This is a genomic window from Methanomicrobiales archaeon HGW-Methanomicrobiales-1 (assembly GCA_002839675.1).
Classification (GTDB): Archaea; Halobacteriota; Methanomicrobia; order Methanomicrobiales; family Methanospirillaceae; genus Methanoregula.
The window spans coordinates 1,192,765-1,215,880 of the sequence record PGYM01000001.1 but is presented as its reverse complement, the minus strand read 5'-3'; the positions used below and the strand labels follow the sequence as shown (position 1 = coordinate 1,215,880).

Sequence of the window (23,116 nt, the reverse complement as noted above, 5' to 3'; positions counted from 1 at the left end):
GTCTGCGGGAGAGCATCTCTTCCGGTGTCCCGGGCCGAAAAGATCGATATCCAAAACAGGGGGTTCTTTTGCTCATCAACCTTCGAACCTCCTCTCCTCCAGGGCTATCAGAGATCCTCAATCCAAACTGCACGGTACTGGCAGGTCCATCTCTTCTTAAAAACGCCCCGTTTCCTCATCAGGAGTTAAAACAAGATTTCCTCAAAAGAACTGGCCGGGAAATCACCGGAACTGGCCGGTCGGGTGCTGGAAATGATGCAATCCGGGGCTAATTTGAGCCCGGATGAGGGGTTTATGGGTGCAGCCCTTGTTTGTTAAATATTGCAATGGCCAGGATCCCGGCACCCCCAAAACAGGCCCTCTTTCCTTCTTGATCGTGCTACCTGTCCGGCCAAAAAAAAATTCAGATTGATTTCTGCAATTCGAGAATTTCTTTTCCAATCTGTTTTACCGTCTTATTCTTAAGATATTTTTTCCGGTCCTGGGTGTAATCGCCACTCCCGGGATCAAAACTCCGTATAAACCGAATCGCATCCTCCGGTCCCAGTGCATTCACAAGGGCATCGTATCCCTCGCTCTGGATCCTGGCGATAGTCTTACTCTCCATGCTGATTCACCTCCATCAACCAGTGCAGCGGATTGTCTGCGTGTACAGATGTACGTAGTGCATTCTTCTTCATAATCTTTACCAGATCATCATCAGTTGTCAGCAGTACCGCTTCGGCTTTTTCTGCACATGCAATATGGACAGCATCCATACCCATGATACCGAGATTTTCAAAGTCTTCTGCCCGTGACAGTAACCTGTCATCAACCCGGATTGTCTCACGCGCCCGTTGAATCAGTCGCAGTGCGTGCGATCTTCTCGTAGGATCGCTGATAAGCCCGATCTCATAAAGGACCGCAGTGCTGGTTATCATTTCCCAATCAAGCGAACAGCGTTTAAGGATAGTAAGGACTGCCTCCGTCTCCAGCCGGACTCTTGTATCGCTGTGGTTGTCGAAAGGCCGGCAAAGGCAGCAGACATCCAGATAAATTTTCATAGCGCTCCTGATCTCTTATTTCACCACTCAAGCCGATAAATTATCGTATGCCGTATTGAGAGCGCCGTCCGGTGACCGGCCAAAGTGTAAGCCCCTTCACCTTATGCCGTCGTGGGTGGAACCTTACCGGAAATTTCCCGACCGGCCCGGTAAAAAAATTTCAATAAAGTGATTGGGTTTTACCCTCTGAAGTCATGAGCCCGAGTTTTAAAAATAACAACGGCGCTCCGACAGTAACCCAGACTCCGGCAAGTGCTGCCCGGAAATAGGTCATACCGTATCCGAAAAGGCCCGGTGATTTTGTTGCTGCACTTAATGCAACCCAGAGAACCGCGAGGACAATAATTCCTGCAAAATAACGAGTTGCTTTCTGTGACCAGGTCCCGTCAACACAATACGGGATGTACTCTGCGCTGATACCTGCACCTGCAGCTGCACCGAATAAAACCCCCGCAGCGAGAAGGGTATCTTTCAACGATGTTGGGTTGATTAACTCCTGTGTCTGCGCAAATGCCAGGGCAGACCACTCAGCCGGCACCTGCCATGAACCATAACTGAATACTATCATCTGGGACAGCAGGATGAATGCACACGATGCACCCAGTGCGAGAAGAATTCTGACCGGCACCGGTTTTTGTAAAAACCATGTTGCTGCTGGATTCTCATAGCGCAGGAATACGAGAAGAATTACAAGGGCAAAAATCCAGCCCGTGAGAATGTCTCCAAGAAAATGCACGCCAAGGTACATTCTTGCAATTCCCACGAAAATAATCAGGGCACAACAGATAATCCATACCGGTGTCTTTCTGAACCATGCACCGATATATCCCAGGAAGGCGAGTGAGACCTGGGCCGCGGCCGAAGGCATGCCAAATGAAGTCTCGGATGCAAATGCCGTTACATCTGCATCGATCCAGTAAGGGCGTGGAGCATGGAAGAGGAGTTTAAGAGCCGCGTTGATCGCGACAATTATTGAACAAAGAAGTAAGAGACGCAGTCCAAGTGTCTTGTCATAACACCAGAGTATCACCGGAATTATCGCAAGATAAAATTCCGCATTCCCCAGTAATGAGACAAGGAGCATGACGACTCCAAGACCGGGTGCATTTGTCTGGAGTGCAATATTGGGGGCAGTCTGGAAAATCATTGCATCGGATTATTTGGGTTCATAATAAATAATTTCAATGAACCTGATCTCATAATCATTCTCTTCCCGCACACCCATTTCTTACCGATAGTACGAATCAAACGAAACTTTTTTTTAACTTTTCCGGCTATAAAAAAAATCCGAACATTTTTTTAAATTTTTTTTAGAAATTTCTTCCTGATTAAAAATTACACGTCCCTAAAAACACCGGGATATTTCGCATCAACCGGGGGTTCATTTCCCCATAATTGTGCTGTCAACCCGGCAAAAAAAAGTTCAGCAGACCAGGTAACATGTTTCGAGACAATCCCAGATATCCGTCTTACCAGCGCAGTTGGCTTTACAGATCTCGCATTGAGTGCCTAACTTAAAACCATTCTCGGGAGTTGTCGCCTTTTGCTGCGGCAGGTCAACGGTATAATAGTGGGTGCCGGCAATACAACTCCCGGCAATTGCCAGGCAGATCATAAACAGAACGAGCCGGGCAAGCGGCGACCAGGTGGATCGTGACAATGACATGGGAGATACCATCCTCTTTTTAAGACGTTGTTATATCCTGTTTGGATGAAGGAAATATAAAGATCACGAACCTGAATTTTTCCCCTTGGTTTTTTAAAAGGTAATCCTATGGCGGCTTCACCCGCCCGGCAATCCGTCATATGAAGAGCAAATTAAAATACAGCAAACTTAAGGGGAAATCATACCTCATAGGTATACATGAAACCGGGATTTTTACTCATATCCCTCCCTGTTGTTCTCGCTCTGCTGCTCATCGCTGCCGGATGTACCCAGCCATCATCCCCCGCAATGCCGGCAACCCCGGCAACAGCAGGTGCAATCAATGGAACAACCAATGAGACCCTGGTCGCTTTTGTCAATGAAGCAGTCGCCTTTGCCCGGACTCATGGCAAAGAAGCAGCGCTTGCTGAATTTTCAAGCCCGAACGGAACGTTCGTCCGGGGTGAACTCTATATTTATGCCTATGATTTCAACAGCACTACCCTAGCCCACCCGTTCAGCCCGGAAAAGATTGGCGTGAACCGGCTGTATGAACGAGATGCGTTAGGCAACTTCTATGCCCAGAGATTTATCGATGCCGTGAATGACGGGTCAGGGTATCTCTGGTTCTATTACATCAACCCGGTGCACAACAATGCAATCGAGAAGAAACTCGGGTACGTGGCAAAAGTGGATGACACCTGGTGGCTTGGCTCCGGCGTCTATTACGGCCCTGTCGACCCATCCCTTGCATCATCGCCCGGAACTCCCTCAACCACGCAGGAGATCAAGGACTTTGTGGATTCTGCTGCAACGTATGCCCGGCAGCAGGGAAAGGATGCTGCCCTTGCAGCGTTCAGGAACACCTCCGGTCCATTTACCAATGGGGACCTCTACATCTATGCCCTTGATTATTCCGGTACCGCACTCGCATTGCCCTACCAGCCTCAGCTCGCTGGCACCAGTTTCTATGATATCAAAGACTCCTCGGGCAGGTATTATACCCGGACCGAGATCCAGCTTGCAAAGAACAGTGGCGGGTATCTTCTGTACCAGTACCCGGACCCGGCAGAAAATTTCACCGTGAGATACAAGATCAGTTACGTGCGTCCGGTTGATGACACGTACTGGATAGGAGCTGGCATCTATACGAGCGAGGATAAGCTTGTCGACCAGGAAATCCGTCAGTTTGTCGCGGGTGCAAAGTCGTATGCGAACACCTACGGCAAAGAGAGAGCACTTGCCGAATTCAATAACTTAAACGGCTCGTTTATCAAAAACGGCCTCTACATCTTTGCTTACGATTACAATGGTACCACACTTGCATGGCCGTACCGGCCCGGGCTCCTTGGGGTAAATCGGTTCAATGAAACCGATGTCATGGGAACATACCATATCCAGGCTATGCTCAACAGCGCCCGTTCCGGAAATGGCATCGTTGAGTATTATTCGGTAAATCCATCGACCAACACCACCCAGCTCAAGATCAGTTACGTGACGGATGTTGACGGGACCTGGCTGCTCGGTGCCGGACTGTATCTGGAGCCTGGCCCGGTCAACCTCCGAAAATAATATTTTCCCCCTCATACCCGGGAGAGAATTTCCCGGGATGCCCCTAATGTGCAATGCGACAGGCAGACTCCCCCACTACTCTGCTTGCCCTCGTCCTCTCCTTATCACTTCACAACCCCCTTCACCCACGCCATCGCTTCCGTCCCCCCTCAAGATACCAAAACAAAGCCCGGACCGGTGTCTGCAAAAGTGAGATCCCCTCCTGTCCGATCGAAAACACCGGGATATTCTGCGTGAACAGGGGGTCCGGATGAATCCGGGAGATCTCCCGGTGCCCGGACAGATATTTTTTATTTATTTTCGTACGCTATCACGGTTTTTTTATTGCAGGATCCCGGCTGCGCTGTCTCTTCAGGTACATAATGCCCCCAAGAACTGCAACCAGTATGACAATAACCCCGGCCGCAAGAATTACCGGGGAAAATCCCGCCAATGATCCTGTCGGGACGTTTCCGTTGCCGTTCATTGCCGGTGCTGCACCGTGTCCTACAAAATCCGCCCGTCTCGCGTTTAAGGGGAACGTGATCGTGTCATCAATGACCGGTGCCGGGTAGATGACCGGCGTCTCGTTGTCATTATCGTGCAGGACATAGCCCACGGTGATTTCCTCTGCAGTTGCCGAATTACCGGCCGGATCCACCATTACCTTAAGGTACCCGAGCCGTCGTGTTGAACCCGTCTGGTACCCGGCCGGAGGGGTGGCATTGAGTGGCATGGAAAAGCCCCCGGCAGTGCCGACAATCAAGTAGGGTGTTCCCTGAATGGAAAACCGCTCGTAGTTATGATTGTGCCCCGCAAACGATGCACTGAGATTGTACGTATGGTACAGTTTCTCCCAGGGTCCCGCAGTGGGAAAGAGAGTTGTATAGTCATCCCGCCAGTTGGGCTGGTGCTGGATCGTAAACGTCCCGTATAACTGGTTGTCCAGTTGTTGCCGGAGCCAGGACTCCTGTCCCGCCACAATGGCATCGGAGAATGGCGGGCCGAGAGCCGGGTTCGGGTCCGGCAGGGTCGGGTCCTGGGTGTCCAGGCTGATATACCGGACCCCGGCAACATCGAAGCTGTAGTTCAACGGTACCGCAAATGCCTGGCGGTAATTTATTGCAGGGGAAGGTACGGTGCTGCCGGTGATATTATGGAATTCATGGTTGCCGACCGTCGGGAAGATGGTGGTATTGGAAAGCATCCCGTCAGCGTTATTAAAAAAAATCCCCCAGCGGCCGAAGTCGTCCAGCCGGGCGTAATCCCCGCCCGCGAGGATGAAGCGTACATCCGGTTCCTTTGCGATTGCAGCTGCAACGTAATGGAACCGCATGTTCTCGGTGAACTTTGTGCTGTCCTGCGGATCGCTCATCACGATGAAGGTATACGGGCCATTTTCCGGCATGGTACGGAACGTCCGATAGGAAAAGACGCCGGGGTTGCCTTCGGGTTGCACAAGATAAGTGTAGGATGTATCCGGTGCAAGGCCCTCAAGCTGGACATGGTGGTACGGCGTGGCCGATGTATCCGGTATCGTGGAATCCAGCCGGTGGTTCAGGGTATAGGATTGTGTTGTGGCATACGCAACCGTAGCCGTCCCGTTTGTATCCTGCCGCCAGTTGATAGTCGCGCTGGTGGTCGTGGTTTTTGTCACCCAGGGTGCCCAGTTGTTCTCCCAGGTATCTGCGAGCACCGGGACTACGCAGAGCATGCCAAGAAGGATGAGCACCAAAAAGATGCAGCAGGGTTTTGCCGTCATTATCCTTTCACTCAGGAATGGTACTCATTACCGGTTATTAAACGGTAATCATTTCATCCTGCCGGTGAGCGATTGCTAAGGTTTAAGCGCCGCTGGAAATTCCCCGGTCGGGCCCGGTACAAAAAAAATCAACCGGTTTTTTTTAATATTGAGCAGAACACGCGTTAAAAATTTCAAAGGATCTTCACAATAAAAATTTTCACCAAAACTTCTTTCCGAAAGGAATTTCACAAAGCCGGGGTCCGTAAAAAACGGTCAAATTCACGTCGATGCACGCCGAAAGATTCCCGGATCGGAGCCCCAAAGCTGGGCTTCTTTTCATTTTCCACCTACTACAGGTCATCTCAAGGGAGATTTGCCCTCCAAAGCGCAATAAAGAGGAAACTTTTAGAGCAATTAAATGCCGTTTTTTGGCATTTACTGCCCAAAATAAGAGCCGTTAAAATGCGATGAGCTTTAATCCGACAAATCTCGCAAATAATGCAGGAAAATGATACCCTCTTCATACCCGGGCACCCCCCCTCTCCGTCGGAGAAGTAGGTCTGCGGGAGAGCATCTCTTACAGTGTCCCGGGCCAGAATAATCGATCCCTAAAAGGGGGGTTCTTTTGCTCATCATCCTTCGAACCTCCTCTCCTCAAGGGCTATCAGAGATCCTCAATCCAAACTGCACAGTACTGGCCGGTTTATCTCCTCTCAAAACGCCCCCTTTCATCAACAGGGTTTGAAATGCTATTTTCTGAAAAGAACTGACCGGGAAATCACCGTAACTGGCCGGTCGGGTGCCGGAAATGATGCAATCCGGGGCAATTATGAGCCCGGATGAAGGGTTTATGGGAGCACCCCCCGGTGATGGGCAAGATCATTTCAACAGCTTAATTTCCCCGCACATCCGTCTCTTTATCCGGCGAACCATGAATAAATTTCCCGTAGTATCCGTGATAACTGCGTGTGTCCTCATCGCTGTCATCCTTGCAGCGGGATGCACTTCCGAAAAGACCCCGGTACCAGCGTCCAAAGGTGACGCACTCTATGCGCAGGGTGAGAACGAAGTAAGGAACAACAACCTGAATGCCGCAGAGACACTCTTTGGCCTTGCGCAGGAAAATTACACCGCAGAAGGCAACACTGCTGCCGCCCTTAAGGCCCGGGACAGGGATACGATTACCCTGATGAAGCTCGTCCCCTTCCCCTGGAACCGCAGTGCCGCAGAACAGCAGGTTGCAGAGACCTTCTCCAACATGTCCGTACAGGAAAGGACAGCCCTCCTCGATGCAACAAAGGTAACAACCATCACAACTGACGGGGAGGTTATGTATTCCCTTGATACCGTCAATAACATCTGGTTCCATAACCCGCCGCTGATGCAGAAGAGGACGGCCGCCATGAACTATACTCCGCTGTACGATCAGATTATCCCCCTGGTACGCACACCAAAGACGGCGGGAGCCGGGCCGTACGGCGAGCCGGTGCGGTATACGGGCCTCGGGGAGATCTCGATCCCCCGCGAAGAGCTCCCAAAGACCGGCACGTTCAAACTCTGGATGCCCCTGCCGGTGGAGACCGGTTCCCAGACCAATGTAACGATCATCTCCGTTGAGCCGGCCCGGTACGTGAAGTCCTCAACCGGCACGGGTGCGGATATTGGTCTCGTCTATCTCGAGGTCCCGCTCGAAGAGTTTAATGATCCCTTCCTGAATGTCACAACGCGGTTCAGTTTCACCCAGCACGAACAGCGGTTCACCATCGATCCCGTAAAAGTGAAACCCTATAACACGAACGATCCGGAATACCTGAAATACACAAAGGCCAGCAATAATATCGCTCTTACTCCCGAGATGAAGAAGAAGGCGAAAGAGATCGTGGGGAATGAGACCAACCCGTACCTGCAGGCACAGAAGATCTACTGGTCTATCGTGGACACGTTCCCCTACAGTCACGCCCCGCATTCCTGGATTAACGCAATGAAAATCCCTGAATCCACCTATATGCTTACGACTGATATTGGCGACTGCGGAACCCAGAGCGTATACTTTGCCGCACTCTGCCGCTCTCTCGGCATCCCCGCCCGGGCACCCGGCGGCTACCAGATGATTGAAGGAAAGGCAGGCACTCATTTCTGGGCAGAGTACTATCTCGAAGGGTACGGATGGATCCCTGTTGATGTGACCGCAGCAGAGGGTGCCGACTGGTCCCATAACGCAACCGCGGACGACCGGCACCAGTACAAAGAGTACTTCTTCGGCAGTCTCGACCCGTACCGCTATATCATCCAGAAGGATGTCGATGTCCCGCTCGTCCCGGCAATCAATGACCCGACAATGGTGGATATGGGGGTTCAGGAACCCCGGGCCATGTGTGACACCTGCACGGAAGATACAAAAGTCTGGCTGAGTAACTACGGCAAACTCACGGTCACAAAGGAATAATTCTGTCCCTATTTTTTTTAGAGATTGCCTGTATGCATCCATCTCGTCGGCCATTGTTATTGCACTTGTGCAAAAAAATGGAATGCTCATACCAGCACCGGAAAAATTTCAGGTAAAAACTCCGGGTCACAGACTCGTATCTCCCCCTGAATCGCGGTCCGCCAACAAACCCGTCCTCACTCAACTCATCATCAAAACCCTTCCCTCAGCACTCCCCACCCCCATTCATCCGGCCAAGCCCCGGCCCCCGTTCCCTCAAGGTACTAAAACAAAGCCCAAAACCCCGGGAAACACCCGCGGTCCCCTCAACAATAATTAAAAAAAAAAGACTGTGGCAGATGCCGGTTCAACGTCAGTTGATCCTCTGTATTCTCCCGTCCGTGGTCACATTCACCGGTTGCGGCAAGGACCCGACATAGGCAACAAGGGCATCGATATCTCCCGGCCCATACGTCATGTTCGTTCCCCGGGTAAATGTTGTATACCCGTCACCGCCCATGGCAAGGTAGGCAACCGTGGAAACCGTGTAGCTCGAATTCGGGTTTAACGGTACACCGCGTATTGTTACGGCAGTCACTTTACTGCCGGCAGGTTTTGCTTTATCCCAGCTATACACAAGCCCCGAGACAATGAGATTGTGCGGGGGAAGCGGCTGCTGCCACTGCTGTTCAAGGGCCTGCCGGATCTGGGCACCGGACAGGGTCATCGAGAGGACCGTGCCGCTGGCCGGCTGGACTGCATAGAGATCGTTCCAGGAAATATTTCCAGCAGACAGGTCTGCCTGGATGTCACCGGCAGTATCGAATCCCACATCGGTTTTCATCGCAGCCCGCTCACCGTCTGCAAGAAGATCGCCGAGAGCCGATTCCCCGGCACTGTTCTGCGTCCGGGTAATATTTTGGGCAGCAACGCCAATGAGCCGGTTCATCACCGGGGCAAGGACATTTTCATCCTCAGCAAGGAACTCAGTGGCCGCGGGATCCGGGCTGGTGCCGGGGGCCTGATCGGCATAGGTTAAGATAATCTGTGCGGATTTTTCCACGATCTCCCCGCTTGCCCGGTCAATCGTGAGATCGACATCGGCAAATCCCCTGCTGTACATGTATGCCTGCGTGACAAGCACGGGTTTCCCGCCGGCATTGGGGAGGTACGTGTTGGTAAACTCATGGGTATGGGCTGACAGCACTACATCGACATCGGGGTCAAGCCGGGGAACAATCTGGGCCACCCGCCCGGTCACGGTTCCGTTTGCCTGCGTGGGGCCGTCATAAGGTGTCTGGGTGCCGCCTTCGTGAAGAACAACAACGATCGCATGGACTCCCTGTTTCTGGATCTCCGGGATATACCGGTTGATGGCATCGGCTTCGTCCTGGAATGAGACCCCGTCGAGATTGGCAGCATTCTGGAGCTGGGGAGTAGTCATGGTATCGGCACCAATAAATGCAATCCTGACACCTCCGACATCCCGCAGGGTATAGGGCGGGAGGACCGGTGTCTGGTTGGCAGTCCAGACCACATTTGCTGCAACATAGCCGAGTTTCGAGCCGGGATACGGGTCAACAATGTGGGTGATGTTGGTTGTGCCATTTCCCCCGTTGATCATTCTCATGAGTTCTGCAACCCCGTAGTCGAAGTCCTGGTTTCCCAGCGTTGCAACCATATTGCAGGAAGGATCCTGGGGCTGCGATCCGAAGGTACAGTGCTGGTTTGCATAGCTGTTGAAGAACACCATGGACGGTTCGTCAAGAAGCAGCCCGGACTGGGGTGGTGAACCTCCCATTACATCCCCGGGCAGGGCAATGATGATCCCATCTGCCTTCCCGGATGCCATTGCAGCATTGAGGTAGGATGCCAGTACCGGAATACCGCCGACCGGGCGGTTGTTCAGGGTCTGGCCCGGGATGATGTGCCCATGCAAATCATTTACCGCGAGAATTTTCACCTGGACGTTGGGGTTAGTATGCGATGCCGGAGCCGGCCCGAAAAGATACCCGGCAAAAAAAAGTGCCGCCAGGAGGAGAACACAGAGTGCGCAGATCCCCAAGAGAATTTGTTGCCTGGCCGGAATCCTGTCCCGCCACGAATCGGATGCCATGATAATGACATGTCAGTGTGTGATCGTTTAATTGTTGAGTTTCCCGGCGAACCAGAAGGAGTCGGGCAGGAAATTTTCCGGCCATATTTTCCCCCGTAAATTTCTCACCGGATATTTTTTTTTAAAAACAAATTTTTTTGCAAATCCTAAAAAAAAAATCTACCGTCTCCCCTTAAAAAAATTTCACACGCCTCTGCCCGCACCACTTCCGGCCCCCTTTCATCCACCCACGCCCCGGCCTCCATCCCCTTAACAGTCATCTGATCTGGATGATGTGGAGCATAAACCTTAAAGGAAATCAGGACAGGCATCAGTTTATCCCCTCACTTGTTCCATTGCGGTATATGCTTGAGGAGTTCTGTGAAGAAAATCACTGTGATCAATACATCCATTCCCTGGGTGGGTCTACCGCACAGTGTCTCATGGTACAGAGAGAATTATCCCGGGTTGGTGCCTGTCCTCTCCGCTATGACAGGATTGCGGTAAAGGAGATCCCGGTAGAAAGAACCAATTCCCACAGCGGGGTCAAAAGCGAGCCAGCGAGGAAGAAAGGATTTACCGACAGATCAAAATGATCTGAAGGCAACCGCTCCGGAAAATGAAAGGGCATCGATTAAATATTTCCTCATCCCAAGGAAAAGTTGCATGGCGATCCTATCGACAAATCGGTTTCCGGCGCTTTTATTGGCGCTGATCCTTCTCTGCTCTCCGGCCCTGGCATGCACCAGTTTCATCATTACACCGGGTGCATCTGCTGACGGGTCAATGTATGTAGGGCACACGAATGACGGCTTTGGTGCCAGCGTTGTCGGGCACAAGGTAGCAAACGAGAGTTCCCAGATCATCTATGTACCCGCAGCAGATCATCCTGAAGGTGCGATGCGGGCGGTCAACTATGATCCCAACTCCGGATCCGATGAACCCACGAGTGTCAAGGAAGCGCAGTCAAAACCCTTAGCCTACATCCCGGAAGTAAAACACACGTACGGGTATTACACCGGCAGTTACGGGATCATCAACGAGCACCAGCTGATGTCCGGGGAAGTGACAACGGGAGCAAAAGTTCAGCCCGTCTCCGACCCGAAAAACCGGATTTTCTATAGTTCAGAGCTCTCGAATATCGCGCTCGAACGAACCCGGACGGCAAAAGAAGCGGTAACCTTAATCGGCCAGCTCATTGACCAGTACGGCTATTACGGCACCGGAGAGACACTGCTCTTTGGCGACCCCAAAGAAGCCTGGGTCATCGAGATGTGCGGGGGTACACCTGACGGAAAAGGCGGACTCTGGGTAGCACAGAAAGTTCCCAATGGCGAGATCTTTGTCACGGCCAACACGTTCCGTATCCGGGATGTGGTGCCGGGCAATCCCAACCAGATGTATTCTGCCAGCCTCTTTCCCGCTGCAAAGGCAAACGGGTGGTGGAACGAATCACAGGGAAACCTTGACTGGTTAAATACCGTGAGCGAGGGTGAGTACTCGCACCCGTACTATTCCCTTGGCCGGGTCTGGAGCCTGTACAGCAGGATTGCGCCATCCCGTAACTTTACGCCGTACGTTACCGACACGTACTCGAAGGAATACCCCTTCAGCCTTGCTCCTGACAAAAAACTTTCCACCGCCGATGCCTTTGCCCTTTTCAGGAATCACTACGAAGGCACGGTCTGGGATCTCACCACCGGGCCGGCAGCCGGCCCGTTCGGGAATCCCTACCGCTGGCGCGGACCGTTCGATGATCACGGCCACATTATCTTTGGCGAAGTAAAACCGGGTGCATGGCCCCGTGCGGTCTCCGAGATGTTCTGCGGGTACAGCTACATCAACCAGGGCCGGAGCTGGCTCCCCGACCCCATTGGCGGAATTGCCTGGTTCGGGTTTGCCCAGCCAGCCGAGACGCTTTATATTCCCTTTTACGCAGGAGGGACACAGGTTCCCGCCGAATGGTCGAATACTGACCGGTCCACCTTCAGCCGGGATCAGGCCTGGTGGGCGTTTAACTACGTGACCAACTGGGCAACGCTCAATTATCGTGCCATGTCCGGTGATATCAAGGCCCGGCAGCAGGCAATTGAGCAGCGACAGTTTGCCGTTCAGCCGGTTCTTGAGGAGAATGCACGACAACTCTATTATACGCAGGGAGAGGATGCAGCCCGGGCGTATCTTACCGGGTACAGTACGGCAAATGCCCTGGAGAACAAGAATGACTGGTGGAAACTTTCCGACCAGCTGGTAGTGAAATACAGCAACATGATGGTGAGTGACTTTGCCAATGGTACAACTGCCCTGCCCGGCTACCCTGACCCGTGGCTGCAGGAGAACAAATACCAGTACGGCCCGCGGATTTACGATGCAAAAGATCTGCAGAATGTTGTCGGCCTTGCCTACGTGAACGTGACTGTGGATACAACGCCGGGCAATGAACTCAATCTTATCCGGGAGACCCAGCGGACAACCTTAACCGAACGTATTATCGAATTCATTAAAGGACGGTTCCCCGAACCTGCCCGGAACCTTACTCACCGGATCATGAAGTCCGGTTAATCACATTTTTTCTTCCTCCCGAAACCCATATGAGGCTCTGCGGCGAACCAGCTATAGTTCTTCTTTGAGAGGAAGGCGTGAGGATCTCCAATGCACGTAACGCAGGTACAATTGAAAATGATTGCAATCGGGCTCATCCCGGTTTTTTTTATACTGACTTTCATTATGCCAAAAAACACGATTACTGACATCCTGCTCACGGCTGTATTGATCACCGCCATAGCGATCTCTATCATCGGATGGTCAATGGAGAAGCGGGAAGCCGCGGGGAAGGAGGATGACCTGCTGGCAATTCCTCCCAAATCTCCCAAAAAATAGTAATTTTCTTTTTTTTTGCAGGCACAGGGGAATAAAAGCGGTTTGAAAAAAATGATGGCGATACAACAGAGGATCCCGCAACGTATGGTTCAAATTTTCTGGCAGGCCAAAGAAATTTCCCGACAGGCCCCGGTACAAAAAAAATCCAACTTTTTTTTAAAATGTTAAGCCTACCCGGCCTGAAAAAATAAAATAAAAATCAATAAAAAAATTACCGTCGGACGCAGAAGAAGCCGCCGCGGAGGTGGTTTTGTATATAGACCTCGCAGCCCGAGCAGTAACAGCCGATGAGTTTCATGTCCGTGGCAGACGACTGGCCGCATGAGCAGAACAGTTCGGTTGGCTGGTGTTTTTCCAGGGAGTGTTTGCGGTAGTTCTGGCAGTTCTTGCAGTATTTCCTGCAGATTGCCCGGTTCTCTTCAGTATCCTCAACGACAGGTTTGTTGCCTGATTCAAACATGGTAAAAATAGTGAGCGGTGATGGTTAATAGATCTTTTTTTTTAATTCTCCGTTTTTATTCCGGCGAGCGTTGGAACCGGCGGATCGGGTGCCTCGTTAAGCAAAAGCCCGCCCCTTCGCCTCGGTCCGGGTGGAACCGGCCGGATAATTTTCCGGCCGGATCCTGTAAGAAAATTTCGGACATAGGAGACTCCGACTTGCGAGTTACGGCCAGTCCCCAGGATACGCCAGCACCGGGAAAACTATATTCTCTCGCGGGAATAATGATGGTACAATGAATGAAATCCAGTACGTGTATGACGCTGGCGGCCACAAGAAAAGCGTCATAATCCCTGTTGAACTCTGGGAGCGGACACTTCAGGTGCAGAAGCCAAGGCTTGCACCCTGCAATCCGCAGGAGTATTACGGGATATATCGTGACAGGATCAAAAATCCCCTGGAAGTAGCACGGGCCCTCCGGAGTGAGTGGAACCGAGGATGACTTCCTATCTCATCGATACCAATATCCTCATCTATTATCTCGCGGGATCAATTCCTGATGACGAGAAACCGGTCCTTGACCGGATTCTTCAGGAGTCTTTTAATATCTCCATTATCACCCGGATCGAACTTCTTGGATGGAAAGATCACACCCCCGAAGGACTTGAGAAAGCCAGAAGTCTTCTTGATTGTGCCCGGTGCCTGCCTCTTACTGATACTCTTGCAGAGAAAACCATTGAACTCCGTACGAGGGTAAATATAGCACTCCCCGACGCCGTCATCGCTGCCTCCGCCCTGTCACTGGATGCGACCCTCGTTACCCGGAACGAGCGGGATTTCGATCAGGTACCTGATCTGGTAATCTACAATCCTTTTAGTAAAATAGCCTGATAGTAATTCTCCGGTCACCCCCCCTTTTAACGATCCGGAAATGCTGGGCCTTTGTCACGTATGATCTTCCTTTCCGCCCGGCATTGTCCCCCAGTCCTCGTTAGCCGTCGCGGCACTCCTCTGGTTGCATCACACCATTTGACAATATTTTTTGTGATGCAAGGCTAACACGAGTGCTATGAAGGCATTTCACATTGCCATGATTCTTTTTCTCATGGTAGTATCTGTATCGCTGGCGGGATGTACCAGTACGGTTGCCGATCCGAAGATCACTGATATGAAAGCGGTTGCAGGACAGCTCACCGTTTCAATCAACAACGATCTCGGCGAACTCAAAGCAGGGATTCAGAATAACTCCCATGTCCTCTCCACAACGGGTCTTTCGGGCCCCGGCGCAGAGGCAGCCCTGGCTGAAAATCTCATGCGTCATCCCTGGGCGGTCTCTTCTCTGGTCATCTCGCGGGATGGAATCGTTACAACCGCAGTGCCCCGGAACCATGCCGGGATGGTTGGTATGAACCTGAGCTGGCAGTCGCAGGTCCGGAAGGCAAACACGGAGCGGGTGCCGGTTGTCAGCGGGGTCTTTAGGATGGAAGAAGGTTTCACCGGTATCTCGCAAAGCTACCCGGTGTTCTCTGCATCAGGAGAGTATCTCGGTTATACTGATATCACCTATCCGGCGGATGTTTTCCTTGGCCGGCATATCGAGCCGGTGATCCGCAGCACGGGCTATGATGTCTGGGTAACGCAGCTGGACGGGACCGAGGTCTTCGACACGACAAAAGAAGAGATCGGGAAAAATATTGTATCCGACCCCGTCTATGCAGATCCAGTTCTGCAGGAATTTGTATCTAAAATCATCAAAGAGCCGTCCGGTACAGCGAACTATGTCTTCTGGGACAAGGAATGGAACCGGAATGTCACCAAGACTGCGGTCTGGGAAACCGCGGGGATCGATGGGGCAACATGGCGGGTAGTAGTCACCAGCATCGACCGTGAAGCCGCCGTGAAAACTACTAAAATACCGGCGAACGTGACAGGGGCGACCGATGCCCGCTCTGCAAATCTCACCCGTTTTGTAAACGCGGCACATGCCTATGCACAGGAACACGGGAAGGAGGCAGCTCTCCGCGAGTTCAATAACGTAAACGGATCATTCATCGACGGGGACCTTTACGTGTTTGCGTACACGATGAACGGGACGGTCATTGCACTGCCCTACCAGCAAGGTCTGCTCGGGACCGATCGGACCGGCATTACCGATTCCAACGGGGTTGCATTTATCGACCGGATGACCGAAGTTGCCCGTGACGGCGGGGGTTCAGTCTACTATATCTACCCGAATCCCGGGGATAATTACCGGGAGGAGTTCAAGTTCTCCACGGTCATGCCGGTTGACAATGAATGGTTTGTAGGAGCCGGAATGTACCTGCCCGAACTGCCGGCCGGGTTCAACACTACTGAGCGGGAAGAACTTGTCCAGAGGGTGAAGCTGGCCCGCGGGTATGCCCAGGTGCAGGGTGCCGGCAGGGCGATTGCTGATTTCAATGATCGGAACGGTACGTTTGCTGATGGAAGCCGGTATATCTTTGCCTACGCCAATAACGGGACCACGCTCGCACTCCCGTTCCAGCCGGAACTGATCGGCTCGAACCGGCTGAATTTTTCTGATACTCACGGGGTAAAAATTATCGAGTGGGAGATCTCGGCAGCAAAGCGGGGCGGAGGATTTGTGTACGTGGATTATCTCAATCCGGATACCGGGTTACCCGGCCTGAAACTCTGCTATGTTGCACCGGTCGATGATACCTGGTTTGTGGGATCCGGGATCTATGCTGATCGGCAATGAGGGACGGGAGATGAAAATGGCAAAACTTTTACCTTTTTTCCGATTATGAATAACAAAATAATAATAGGTTGATTTCGATAACCCATTGCTATGAAACTCACACCCGCACAGGATGCAGAAGTAATCGCGGTCATGCAGCAGTATGCCACGGCCTACCGGAAGAAGGACATACAGGCATTCTCGGCGTTATTCTCTCCCGATATCACCGGGTTTGGGAGCGGGCCGGATGAAGTCATTACGAATCATACTGATTTTATCCAGCACATAAAGCGTGATATGAGCCAGGCCACCGTTCTTTCGGTTGAGTTTACTGACCGGAAGATCTTTGGGGATGGCAGGGTTGCCTGGGCAACGTCAAAGAGTGCCATTGCGTTCACAATTGACGGGACCACAAAGCAGACGCTCTATGGCCGGTCGACCATGGTGCTGCGGAACACCGGGAGCCGCTGGCTCATTGAGCAGCTTCACTTCTCGCTGCCCTACGGTGAACAGGCTGCGGGGCAGTCGTTTCCCGGCGCAGAGTGAACAGCCCCGATCATAACCGTCACCCGGTCTCCGGCCGAACCCTGCCGGATCTCCGGGAGCCCGTACGGGGAAGGGGATGGTTGAGTACTCTATGGAGCATTGACCAACACCTCCCTGTTCAGGATCCGTTACGTCATAGATGTTGACAGGACCCGGGTGCCCGGCGCCGGGCGCTCCTTGGAGTCAAGCCCGGCCAACCTGCCGGGATAACGATCCTCTATCCTATATGTGAAATCATGGACCGAAAGTATCTCATTTTGAGCGTTATTGTTGCAGCAGTCATCGTTCTTGCCGTAGCAGTTGCGGTAAGTATGCTGCCGCACGAACCTGCTGCCAATACCGTGTACATCGTGTACGGGTCTGAGAAAGGCGACCTCTCATACACCGACAGCGCGTACCAGGGCCTTGCGGCAGCACAGGAAAAGTTTTCCCTAGCCACCCGGGAGTTCATACCTTCTGATTACGAAACCCTTCCGGCAATCCTCAACACTACGAAGGGATCGGAAAGACCGGGTCTTATCATAACAGTCGGTTTCCAGTATGCCGGTTTCACCCGCCAGCTTGCGCAGCAGTATCCGGATATTGAGTTCTTAGCCATAGACCAGTCGGGAACCGGGTCGGGCAATACCCGGTCGTCCGAGATCACCTCTTATGGGGACAGTTATCTTGCCGGTGTGCTTGCCGCATCGGCATCGAAGACCGGGCGGGTGGGGATCATCATGGGGATGCAGTCGGACGTGCTCGATGCCTTTCTCGATGGTTACACGGACGGTGCCCGTGCCGTCAACTCATCGATCTCCGTTGATCCTGCGTATGTGCACCAATACACAACCAACGGGTTTTCCGATCCTACCGTGGCCGGACAGGTTGCAGAAGGGATGTACCGCAACGGGACAGACGTGATCTTTGCGTGTGCAGGATATTCCAATACGGGCGTGTTTGATGCAGCAAATACTACCCCCGGGCGGTATGCTATCGGCACGGATTCCGACCAGTCCCCGCTTGGCCCGCAATTCGTGCTTGCATCGGCAGTCAAGCGGGTGGACCGGGTTGTCTATACCGGTATCGCTGACCATCTCAACGGGTCATTTACCGGGGGAAACCAGGTTACCGGGCTCAATGAAGGAGTGACCGGCATTGTCTACAACCCGAAATTTGCTTTCTATAATGAAACGGTCAATGCGTGGAAAACACAGGCACAAGAGAGTGAAGAAAAGTACCTGGTATCCCGGACAAAGCCGGTGCAGAAATAATTACGGGCCCCTTATTCTTTTCATCATCTCCCCTATTTTTTTCGGGTAATCGATCCCGGCAGGGATCTCACCGGGGAATTCCCGGCCGGATCGCAGCTTAAAATTATTCCGGACGGCGATCTCCGGCCGGGGATTTTCGTCAATTTTCCAGACCCGTATGGTGTATATGCCATTGAATATATATGAGAAAAAGAAACAATGCCGGTTTACCAGAACAATGATGATCCTTTGGAAATATCTAAGGCCGCAGAAATGGCTTATCGTTGTCGCTCTCATTTTAGCGGGCATCAGCCAGCTGCTGAACCTTGTCGATCCGATTATTTTTGGAAAGATCATCGATGACTATGCCTTAAATCCACTCTACATCCCGGAAAATGTTCTGGTCACCGGTGTCCTTTTCTGGCTGGGAGTTGCCATTGCAATCGCGTTTTTCGCCCGGGTTGCAAAAACGTTCCAGGATTATTTTGCCCGGCTGGCAGTGGAATTGTTCGGGATGCAGATATACAATGACGGACTGGAGCAGACGCTCCGCCTTTCGTACGATGAGTTTGAGGACCAGCGGAGCGGTGAGACATTATCAATATTGCAAAAAGTCCGGTCGGATACCCAGACCTTCATCAATGCATTCATCAATGTCCTCTTCTCTGCATTTGTCGGCATTTGTTTTCTCATCGCGTATTCTCTCACCAAGAACTGGCTGCTGGTACCTGTTTTTGTGATTGGGATCCTCGTCTTGGGATCGCTGACCTGGCTGCTCTCTTCAAAGATCAAGACAACGCAGAGAGAGATCAACCGCGAAACCAACGAGATCTCCGGGGTGATCACCGAATCCTTGCGGAACATCGAGCTCGTGAAAAGCCTGGGCCTCACCTTCCCTGAGATCTGGAGACTACGGAAACGAAATTTAAAGATCTTCAACCTGGAGATGACGAAAATAAAACGGGTCCGTATGCTGACGTTTTTCCAGGGAACTACGCTTTCCATCCTCAAGCAGTCGATACTGTTCATTCTCCTCTGGTTAATCTTCCACAAAGTCCTTACAACAGGAGAACTGGTCTCGATGCAGTTCATCACTGCTATCATCTTTGGACCTTTGCAGGACTTTGGCTCCGTAATCGTGAGTTATCGCGAGGCCGAAGTTTCGGTAAATAATTTCGATCTGCTGATGCAAAAGCCGATTGAAGAAAGACCGGAAAACCCGATCGAGATCGACGAGCTGAACGATATCCGGTTTGAAAACATTGTCTTCCGTCACAAGACTGCCGGTTATAACGCCATCGACGGGATCTCTTTTCACGTGAAGACCGGTGAGACAATCGCGTTTGTCGGTCCATCGGGTGCTGGCAAGTCAACGCTCATGAAGCTCCTGGCAGGGTTATACCGTCCTATCAGCGGGGAGATATATTTCAATGGACAGCCCTCGACACTTATCCGGTTTAACCCGTTGCGCCGGCAGATTGGCCTCGTTACACAGGACTCCCAGTTGTTCTCAGGTACGATAAAGGAAAACCTCCTGTTCGTGAGGTGGGATGCGACTGACGAGCAGATGATGGATGTATTGCACAAGGCTTCGTGTGACGGGATACTTAACCGTTCTGCACAAGGCATTGACACGCTCATCGGGGAGGACGGTATGATGTTGTCCGGAGGAGAGAAGCAGCGTATCTCCATTGCCCGGGCCCTGCTGCGTCATCCCCGCCTGTTAATCTTTGACGAAGCAACGTCGGCACTTGATTCGCTGACCGAAGAGGATATCACGAACACCATCCGGGATATTTCCACGAGCAGGGACCAGATCTCCATCCTGATTGCTCATCGCCTGTCTACCATACTGCACGCGGATGTGATCTATGTAATGGAGGCAGGAAAGATCGTTGAGACCGGTTCCCACCAGAGTCTTCTTGACCAGAAGGGTTTGTATTATGCAATGTGGCGCCAGCAGATAGGTGAACGCAGGATGCCCACCTCCTGATGGTTGCTCCTGCCACACCGGCCCTCAACAGCCCCTTCCCGCTCCGGCACCGGCCAGCCCCCGGGTGGGTCTGCGGAATTTACCTTTCCCTACCCCGCCGTCAGTTGCCGAAGAGGGGAGCGAGTTCCACTTTCTGCCAGTCCCGGTCCATGGATTTCATCCAGAGCGTTTCTGACTTTGGCATGAAAACAACCTGGTGGTTGCTGGAGTACTTGTTGCCAAAAAGTTCCGAATGACAGAACTTTGCCCCGCCATCCTCTAAACATACGTCACGGATCTGCATCATCTTCTGTGCATCGATCGATCCCTTTGCCTCTCCGGCCAGCCGGAGGAGGTTGTTGTAGCGGGAGAGCGAGTGCTCGGGAGGTGCAGCGAGGTTCCAGGCCGGTTCGGTGAAATGGTTGGCCGCTGCAACGATCCCGTCCCCGGTCCTCTGGATCGTTTTATTGGTCATTTTCTCGTACACGTACGCGCCGTCCGGTCCTGCGACATCGACAATCCATGCAACATCCGGGCTGGTCCCGCGGATGCCGGCATCAAGGCCTTTCATGTCCGAATAATCGAACATGAACCGGAAGAATTCCGTGATGAATTCCGGGCGGGTTTCCGGCGCAGCATCGTTAATGCCCGCGTTATCGTCAGCAATGAAAAGCCCTTTATTGTTCATGAAGGTCTCGGGCCGCATTCCCGCGGGGCTCCAGGTTGCGATGCTGTTGCTGCCATCAGTAGGCCGGTACACGGTAAGGACATACCATTTGGTGTACGGCATTACAGCATCGTCTAAGTCCCAGTTGCGGGAGGCAACAACAGATCCGTCGGTTGTATAGTTCCCCCAGGTGGCAAGGTACGAGCAGGATACCGGAACGGGGGGTGCAGTCATGAGCTGGAAGATCGCCCCGTAATAGAGTATGGCGATATCATCGGGTGTCAGGCCCGAGGTCTCTGACATGCCCAGGAAGATCTCCTTTACGCGCTGAGGATACAATGCGGGTATGTCCCGTCCCACTTCCCGCGCCTGTTCCTGCGTATATCCCCGTTGGGCAAGGGTGTTGATGAGGAACGTGTACTCCTCGTTCAGCTCGGTCTTCATCAGGCCGCCGTACTGCCGCCCCATCTGCCGGTAGGAGCCGGAGAGGACGATGACCGGGTAATCGCCTGCCTGGAATCGCTGCCCGCCTTCAAACGAGGCAACGGGGACAAGGTCCGTGACTTCAGGCTGGGAGAAGAACGACACCTGTGGCAGGGAGAGTGCAGCAGCGGTACCGGTAAGGAGGCATAGCATAACGAGGAGAACGATGAGTTTCATACACGTTGTGATTTTTTTTAATGGATTAATTCTTTGATCGGTGTATCATTTTTCCCCATCAGCCTCCAGTACTCCTGCACTTACCGGCACACGATGACCGGCCGGTACCGGGATCAACGCAACGTAACCGGACAGGTCTTTTGCAATAACAATCGCTGATTGTTTTTGTATCTGTCCAGCCTCCTCACAAATCGCGAAAAAACTCCTGCGATCTCCCCGGGGGGATTGTTTGTTTCCGGGGATTTATCAGGAGTTCAAGCCGGCTTTTCCGGCCTTCCGCTGCATTGCCCAGCTCGCAATTACGTCAGCAAGTGCTCCATAGATGATACCGAAGATAAGGAGCATCACTGCACCAAAATAATTGTGGGCAAACAGGGGAACGATACAGAGCAGGAGGCTGAAGATCGCCCCGAGTCCCGCACCCCGCAGCACCGGGCGAAGGGGGATCCCATCAGCAAAACCGATCACAAATCCCTGGATGATGCGACCGTAAAGGATCATCACCATGAACCAGGGTTCCGGGGTGACCCCGGGAGGGGCGGCAACGAGCAGGCTTCCGACGCAGTATAATCCCGTCAGTAAACCAATGGCCGTTGTAATTGCAATCCGCTTTTTCTGCATCATAATCCGATATAAAATAAAGAACGATGCCAGACAAAAGCATTGTCTTTTATCCGTCAAGCGGGCTGTAAATGGTAATAAAGGGAAATTTTTAAAAAAATTTATGCATAGCCCCATCTCAGTTTATCCTATCCGCACCGGAGAGGACTCCCCATGATTTCCATATTGTTTATTCTTGTTATCCTCATTGCGCTGGTTATCATCATCTCTCTTGCCTGGAGGATTGCATCGCGCCGTTATACCCTTCCCTGCCCCGTCTGGATGAAATGGCTGCTGGATCCCCCGTCTTCCGGCGGGGTGAGCGCACGCACGCAAAAAACAATCGGGCTCCTTGATGTCAGGTCCGGCATGAACGTGCTGGATGCAGGCTGCGGCCCGGGCCGGCTCACCATCCCGCTCGCTCACTGCGTTGGGCCTGAAGGAGAAGTAACGGCAATGGATCTCCAGGAAGGGATGTTGCGGGAAGTGCAGGACCGGGCCCGTGCTGCCGGCCTCAGTAACATCCGGTTCCTCCGGGCTGGTATCGGGGACGGAAAGCTTGAGTGTGACCGCTTCGACCGGGCCGTGCTGATAACCGTATTGGGCGAGATCCCCGGACGGGAAGCGGCATTACGCGAGATCTTTGAAGCGCTTAAGCCCGGTGGTATCCTGCTTGTGGAAGAGACGATCCGCGATCCCCATTTCCAGACCCGCAGTACCGTCACCCGGCTGGCCGGAGCTGCCGGGTTTATCGAAAAGGAATTTTCCGGGAACCGGTTTTCTTATATTCTTACCTGGGAAAAACCATCAGGAGCCTGACGATAAGCACAGCGGGTGTCATTTTATCAGTGCACGGTCATACGAATGCAGCATCTCCCCTGGGAACCCTGCAATTCCG

Annotated in this window: 21 protein-coding genes; 12 read left to right on the top strand and 9 right to left on the bottom strand. The window is 52.5% G+C overall.

Features of this window, described 5'->3' with window-relative positions:
• Positions 1–403 precede the first annotated feature (403 nt).
• The 4 genes from CVV30_06095 to CVV30_06080 all read right to left on the bottom strand — a co-directional run bounded on the left by CVV30_06095 (position 404) and on the right by CVV30_06080 (position 2,709).
• Entirely contained in the window at positions 404–607 is a 204-nt protein-coding gene (locus tag CVV30_06095; protein PKL70906.1) for a hypothetical protein, read from the bottom strand.
• Positions 597–1,043 (bottom strand): PIN domain-containing protein, encoded by a 447-nt coding sequence (locus CVV30_06090; protein ID PKL70905.1) that lies wholly within the window; start codon positions 1,041–1,043, stop codon positions 597–599. Before CVV30_06090 ends, CVV30_06095 begins: the two co-directional genes overlap by 11 nt.
• A gap of 160 nt (positions 1,044–1,203) precedes the next feature.
• Positions 1,204–2,190 carry a phosphoesterase PA-phosphatase gene (locus CVV30_06085; GenBank protein ID PKL70904.1) on the bottom strand — a complete coding sequence of 329 codons (987 nt, stop codon included), beginning with the start codon at positions 2,188–2,190 and terminating at the stop codon, positions 1,204–1,206.
• A 276-nt stretch (positions 2,191–2,466) separates the two neighbouring features.
• Entirely contained in the window at positions 2,467–2,709 is a 243-nt protein-coding gene (locus tag CVV30_06080) for a hypothetical protein (GenBank protein ID PKL70903.1), read from the bottom strand.
• Between the two features lie 198 nt (positions 2,710–2,907).
• Between CVV30_06080 and CVV30_06075 the strand changes: the two genes are divergently transcribed.
• A complete protein-coding gene (locus CVV30_06075; GenBank protein ID PKL70902.1) occupies positions 2,908–4,260 on the top strand; it encodes a histidine kinase in 1,353 nt (450 codons plus the stop codon).
• A 310-nt stretch (positions 4,261–4,570) separates the two neighbouring features.
• Here CVV30_06075 and CVV30_06070 read toward each other — a convergent pair whose 3' ends face one another.
• Positions 4,571–6,001 carry a hypothetical protein gene (locus CVV30_06070; GenBank protein PKL70901.1) on the bottom strand — a complete coding sequence of 477 codons (1,431 nt, stop codon included), beginning with the start codon at positions 5,999–6,001 and terminating at the stop codon, positions 4,571–4,573.
• A 913-nt stretch (positions 6,002–6,914) separates the two neighbouring features.
• On the opposite strand from CVV30_06070, the gene CVV30_06065 reads away from it, so the two are divergent.
• Positions 6,915–8,429 carry a transglutaminase gene (locus CVV30_06065; protein PKL70986.1) on the top strand — a complete coding sequence of 505 codons (1,515 nt, stop codon included), beginning with the start codon at positions 6,915–6,917 and terminating at the stop codon, positions 8,427–8,429.
• Positions 8,430–8,781: 352 nt separating this feature from the next.
• Here the strand turns inward: CVV30_06065 and CVV30_06060 are convergent, their stop codons facing one another.
• The gene (locus CVV30_06060; GenBank protein ID PKL70900.1) at positions 8,782–10,524 is read right to left on the bottom strand and encodes a bifunctional metallophosphatase/5'-nucleotidase; all 1,743 of its coding nucleotides are present in this window, start codon (positions 10,522–10,524) and stop codon (positions 8,782–8,784) included.
• 344 nt (positions 10,525–10,868) lie between these two features.
• On the opposite strand from CVV30_06060, the gene CVV30_06055 reads away from it, so the two are divergent.
• From CVV30_06055 to CVV30_06045, 3 genes are all read left to right on the top strand, one after another.
• Positions 10,869–11,099: a hypothetical protein gene (locus tag CVV30_06055; GenBank protein ID PKL70899.1), complete on the top strand. Its 231-nt coding sequence runs from the start codon at positions 10,869–10,871 to the stop codon at positions 11,097–11,099.
• 70 nt (positions 11,100–11,169) lie between these two features.
• Complete coding sequence (locus CVV30_06050; GenBank protein ID PKL70898.1) at positions 11,170–13,065, top strand: peptidase U34; 1,896 nt, start codon at positions 11,170–11,172, stop codon at positions 13,063–13,065.
• 117 nt (positions 13,066–13,182) lie between these two features.
• Positions 13,183–13,383 (top strand): hypothetical protein, encoded by a 201-nt coding sequence (locus tag CVV30_06045; GenBank protein ID PKL70897.1) that lies wholly within the window; start codon positions 13,183–13,185, stop codon positions 13,381–13,383.
• 211 nt (positions 13,384–13,594) lie between these two features.
• Here the strand turns inward: CVV30_06045 and CVV30_06040 are convergent, their stop codons facing one another.
• Positions 13,595–13,843, bottom strand: coding sequence for a hypothetical protein (locus CVV30_06040; protein PKL70896.1), 249 nt, complete (start codon positions 13,841–13,843; stop codon positions 13,595–13,597).
• A 274-nt stretch (positions 13,844–14,117) separates the two neighbouring features.
• Between CVV30_06040 and CVV30_06035 the strand changes: the two genes are divergently transcribed.
• The 6 genes from CVV30_06035 (at position 14,118) to CVV30_06010 (ending at position 20,312) form a co-directional block, all read left to right on the top strand.
• Positions 14,118–14,324, top strand: a complete 207-nt coding sequence (locus CVV30_06035; protein ID PKL70895.1) for a hypothetical protein — start codon at positions 14,118–14,120, stop codon at positions 14,322–14,324.
• A complete protein-coding gene (locus tag CVV30_06030) occupies positions 14,321–14,713 on the top strand; it encodes a nucleotide-binding protein (GenBank protein PKL70894.1) in 393 nt (130 codons plus the stop codon). The genes CVV30_06035 and CVV30_06030 overlap by 4 nt, the downstream gene beginning before the upstream one ends.
• A 178-nt stretch (positions 14,714–14,891) precedes the next feature.
• Complete coding sequence (locus CVV30_06025) at positions 14,892–16,562, top strand: sodium:calcium antiporter (GenBank protein PKL70893.1); 1,671 nt, start codon at positions 14,892–14,894, stop codon at positions 16,560–16,562.
• Positions 16,563–16,652: 90 nt separating this feature from the next.
• Positions 16,653–17,087 carry a DUF4440 domain-containing protein gene (locus CVV30_06020; GenBank protein ID PKL70892.1) on the top strand — a complete coding sequence of 145 codons (435 nt, stop codon included), beginning with the start codon at positions 16,653–16,655 and terminating at the stop codon, positions 17,085–17,087.
• A 236-nt stretch (positions 17,088–17,323) separates the two neighbouring features.
• Positions 17,324–18,340 (top strand): BMP family ABC transporter substrate-binding protein, encoded by a 1,017-nt coding sequence (locus tag CVV30_06015; GenBank protein ID PKL70891.1) that lies wholly within the window; start codon positions 17,324–17,326, stop codon positions 18,338–18,340.
• Between the two features lie 217 nt (positions 18,341–18,557).
• A complete protein-coding gene (locus CVV30_06010) occupies positions 18,558–20,312 on the top strand; it encodes an ABC transporter ATP-binding protein (GenBank protein ID PKL70890.1) in 1,755 nt (584 codons plus the stop codon).
• Between the two features lie 100 nt (positions 20,313–20,412).
• On the opposite strand, the gene CVV30_06005 is transcribed toward CVV30_06010, so the two are convergent.
• Complete coding sequence (locus CVV30_06005) at positions 20,413–21,618, bottom strand: peptidase M1 (GenBank protein ID PKL70889.1); 1,206 nt, start codon at positions 21,616–21,618, stop codon at positions 20,413–20,415.
• Positions 21,619–21,864: 246 nt separating this feature from the next.
• The gene (locus tag CVV30_06000; protein ID PKL70888.1) at positions 21,865–22,242 is read right to left on the bottom strand and encodes a hypothetical protein; all 378 of its coding nucleotides are present in this window, start codon (positions 22,240–22,242) and stop codon (positions 21,865–21,867) included.
• 150 nt (positions 22,243–22,392) lie between these two features.
• Between CVV30_06000 and CVV30_05995 the strand changes: the two genes are divergently transcribed.
• Positions 22,393–23,037, top strand: coding sequence for a methyltransferase type 11 (locus tag CVV30_05995; protein PKL70887.1), 645 nt, complete (start codon positions 22,393–22,395; stop codon positions 23,035–23,037).
• Positions 23,038–23,116: the final 79 nt, after the last annotated feature.

Coding starts and splice junctions, on each gene's coding strand:
- CVV30_06045 (PKL70897.1), top strand. CDS start 13,183: ATGATTGCAATCGGGCTCATCCCGGTTTTTTTTATACTGACTTTCATT.
- CVV30_06095 (PKL70906.1), bottom strand. CDS start 607: ATGGAGAGTAAGACTATCGCCAGGATCCAGAGCGAGGGATACGATGCC.
- CVV30_05995 (PKL70887.1), top strand. CDS start 22,393: ATGATTTCCATATTGTTTATTCTTGTTATCCTCATTGCGCTGGTTATC.
- CVV30_06060 (PKL70900.1), bottom strand. CDS start 10,524: ATGGCATCCGATTCGTGGCGGGACAGGATTCCGGCCAGGCAACAAATT.
- CVV30_06085 (PKL70904.1), bottom strand. CDS start 2,190: ATGATTTTCCAGACTGCCCCCAATATTGCACTCCAGACAAATGCACCC.
- CVV30_06070 (PKL70901.1), bottom strand. CDS start 6,001: ATGACGGCAAAACCCTGCTGCATCTTTTTGGTGCTCATCCTTCTTGGC.
- CVV30_06035 (PKL70895.1), top strand. CDS start 14,118: ATGAATGAAATCCAGTACGTGTATGACGCTGGCGGCCACAAGAAAAGC.
- CVV30_06015 (PKL70891.1), top strand. CDS start 17,324: ATGGACCGAAAGTATCTCATTTTGAGCGTTATTGTTGCAGCAGTCATC.
- CVV30_06000 (PKL70888.1), bottom strand. CDS start 22,242: ATGATGCAGAAAAAGCGGATTGCAATTACAACGGCCATTGGTTTACTG.
- CVV30_06005 (PKL70889.1), bottom strand. CDS start 21,618: ATGAAACTCATCGTTCTCCTCGTTATGCTATGCCTCCTTACCGGTACC.
- CVV30_06080 (PKL70903.1), bottom strand. CDS start 2,709: ATGTCATTGTCACGATCCACCTGGTCGCCGCTTGCCCGGCTCGTTCTG.
- CVV30_06055 (PKL70899.1), top strand. CDS start 10,869: ATGCTTGAGGAGTTCTGTGAAGAAAATCACTGTGATCAATACATCCAT.
- CVV30_06050 (PKL70898.1), top strand. CDS start 11,170: ATGGCGATCCTATCGACAAATCGGTTTCCGGCGCTTTTATTGGCGCTG.
- CVV30_06040 (PKL70896.1), bottom strand. CDS start 13,843: ATGTTTGAATCAGGCAACAAACCTGTCGTTGAGGATACTGAAGAGAAC.
- CVV30_06075 (PKL70902.1), top strand. CDS start 2,908: ATGAAACCGGGATTTTTACTCATATCCCTCCCTGTTGTTCTCGCTCTG.
- CVV30_06025 (PKL70893.1), top strand. CDS start 14,892: ATGAAGGCATTTCACATTGCCATGATTCTTTTTCTCATGGTAGTATCT.
- CVV30_06030 (PKL70894.1), top strand. CDS start 14,321: ATGACTTCCTATCTCATCGATACCAATATCCTCATCTATTATCTCGCG.
- CVV30_06020 (PKL70892.1), top strand. CDS start 16,653: ATGAAACTCACACCCGCACAGGATGCAGAAGTAATCGCGGTCATGCAG.
- CVV30_06010 (PKL70890.1), top strand. CDS start 18,558: ATGATGATCCTTTGGAAATATCTAAGGCCGCAGAAATGGCTTATCGTT.
- CVV30_06090 (PKL70905.1), bottom strand. CDS start 1,043: ATGAAAATTTATCTGGATGTCTGCTGCCTTTGCCGGCCTTTCGACAAC.
- CVV30_06065 (PKL70986.1), top strand. CDS start 6,915: ATGAATAAATTTCCCGTAGTATCCGTGATAACTGCGTGTGTCCTCATC.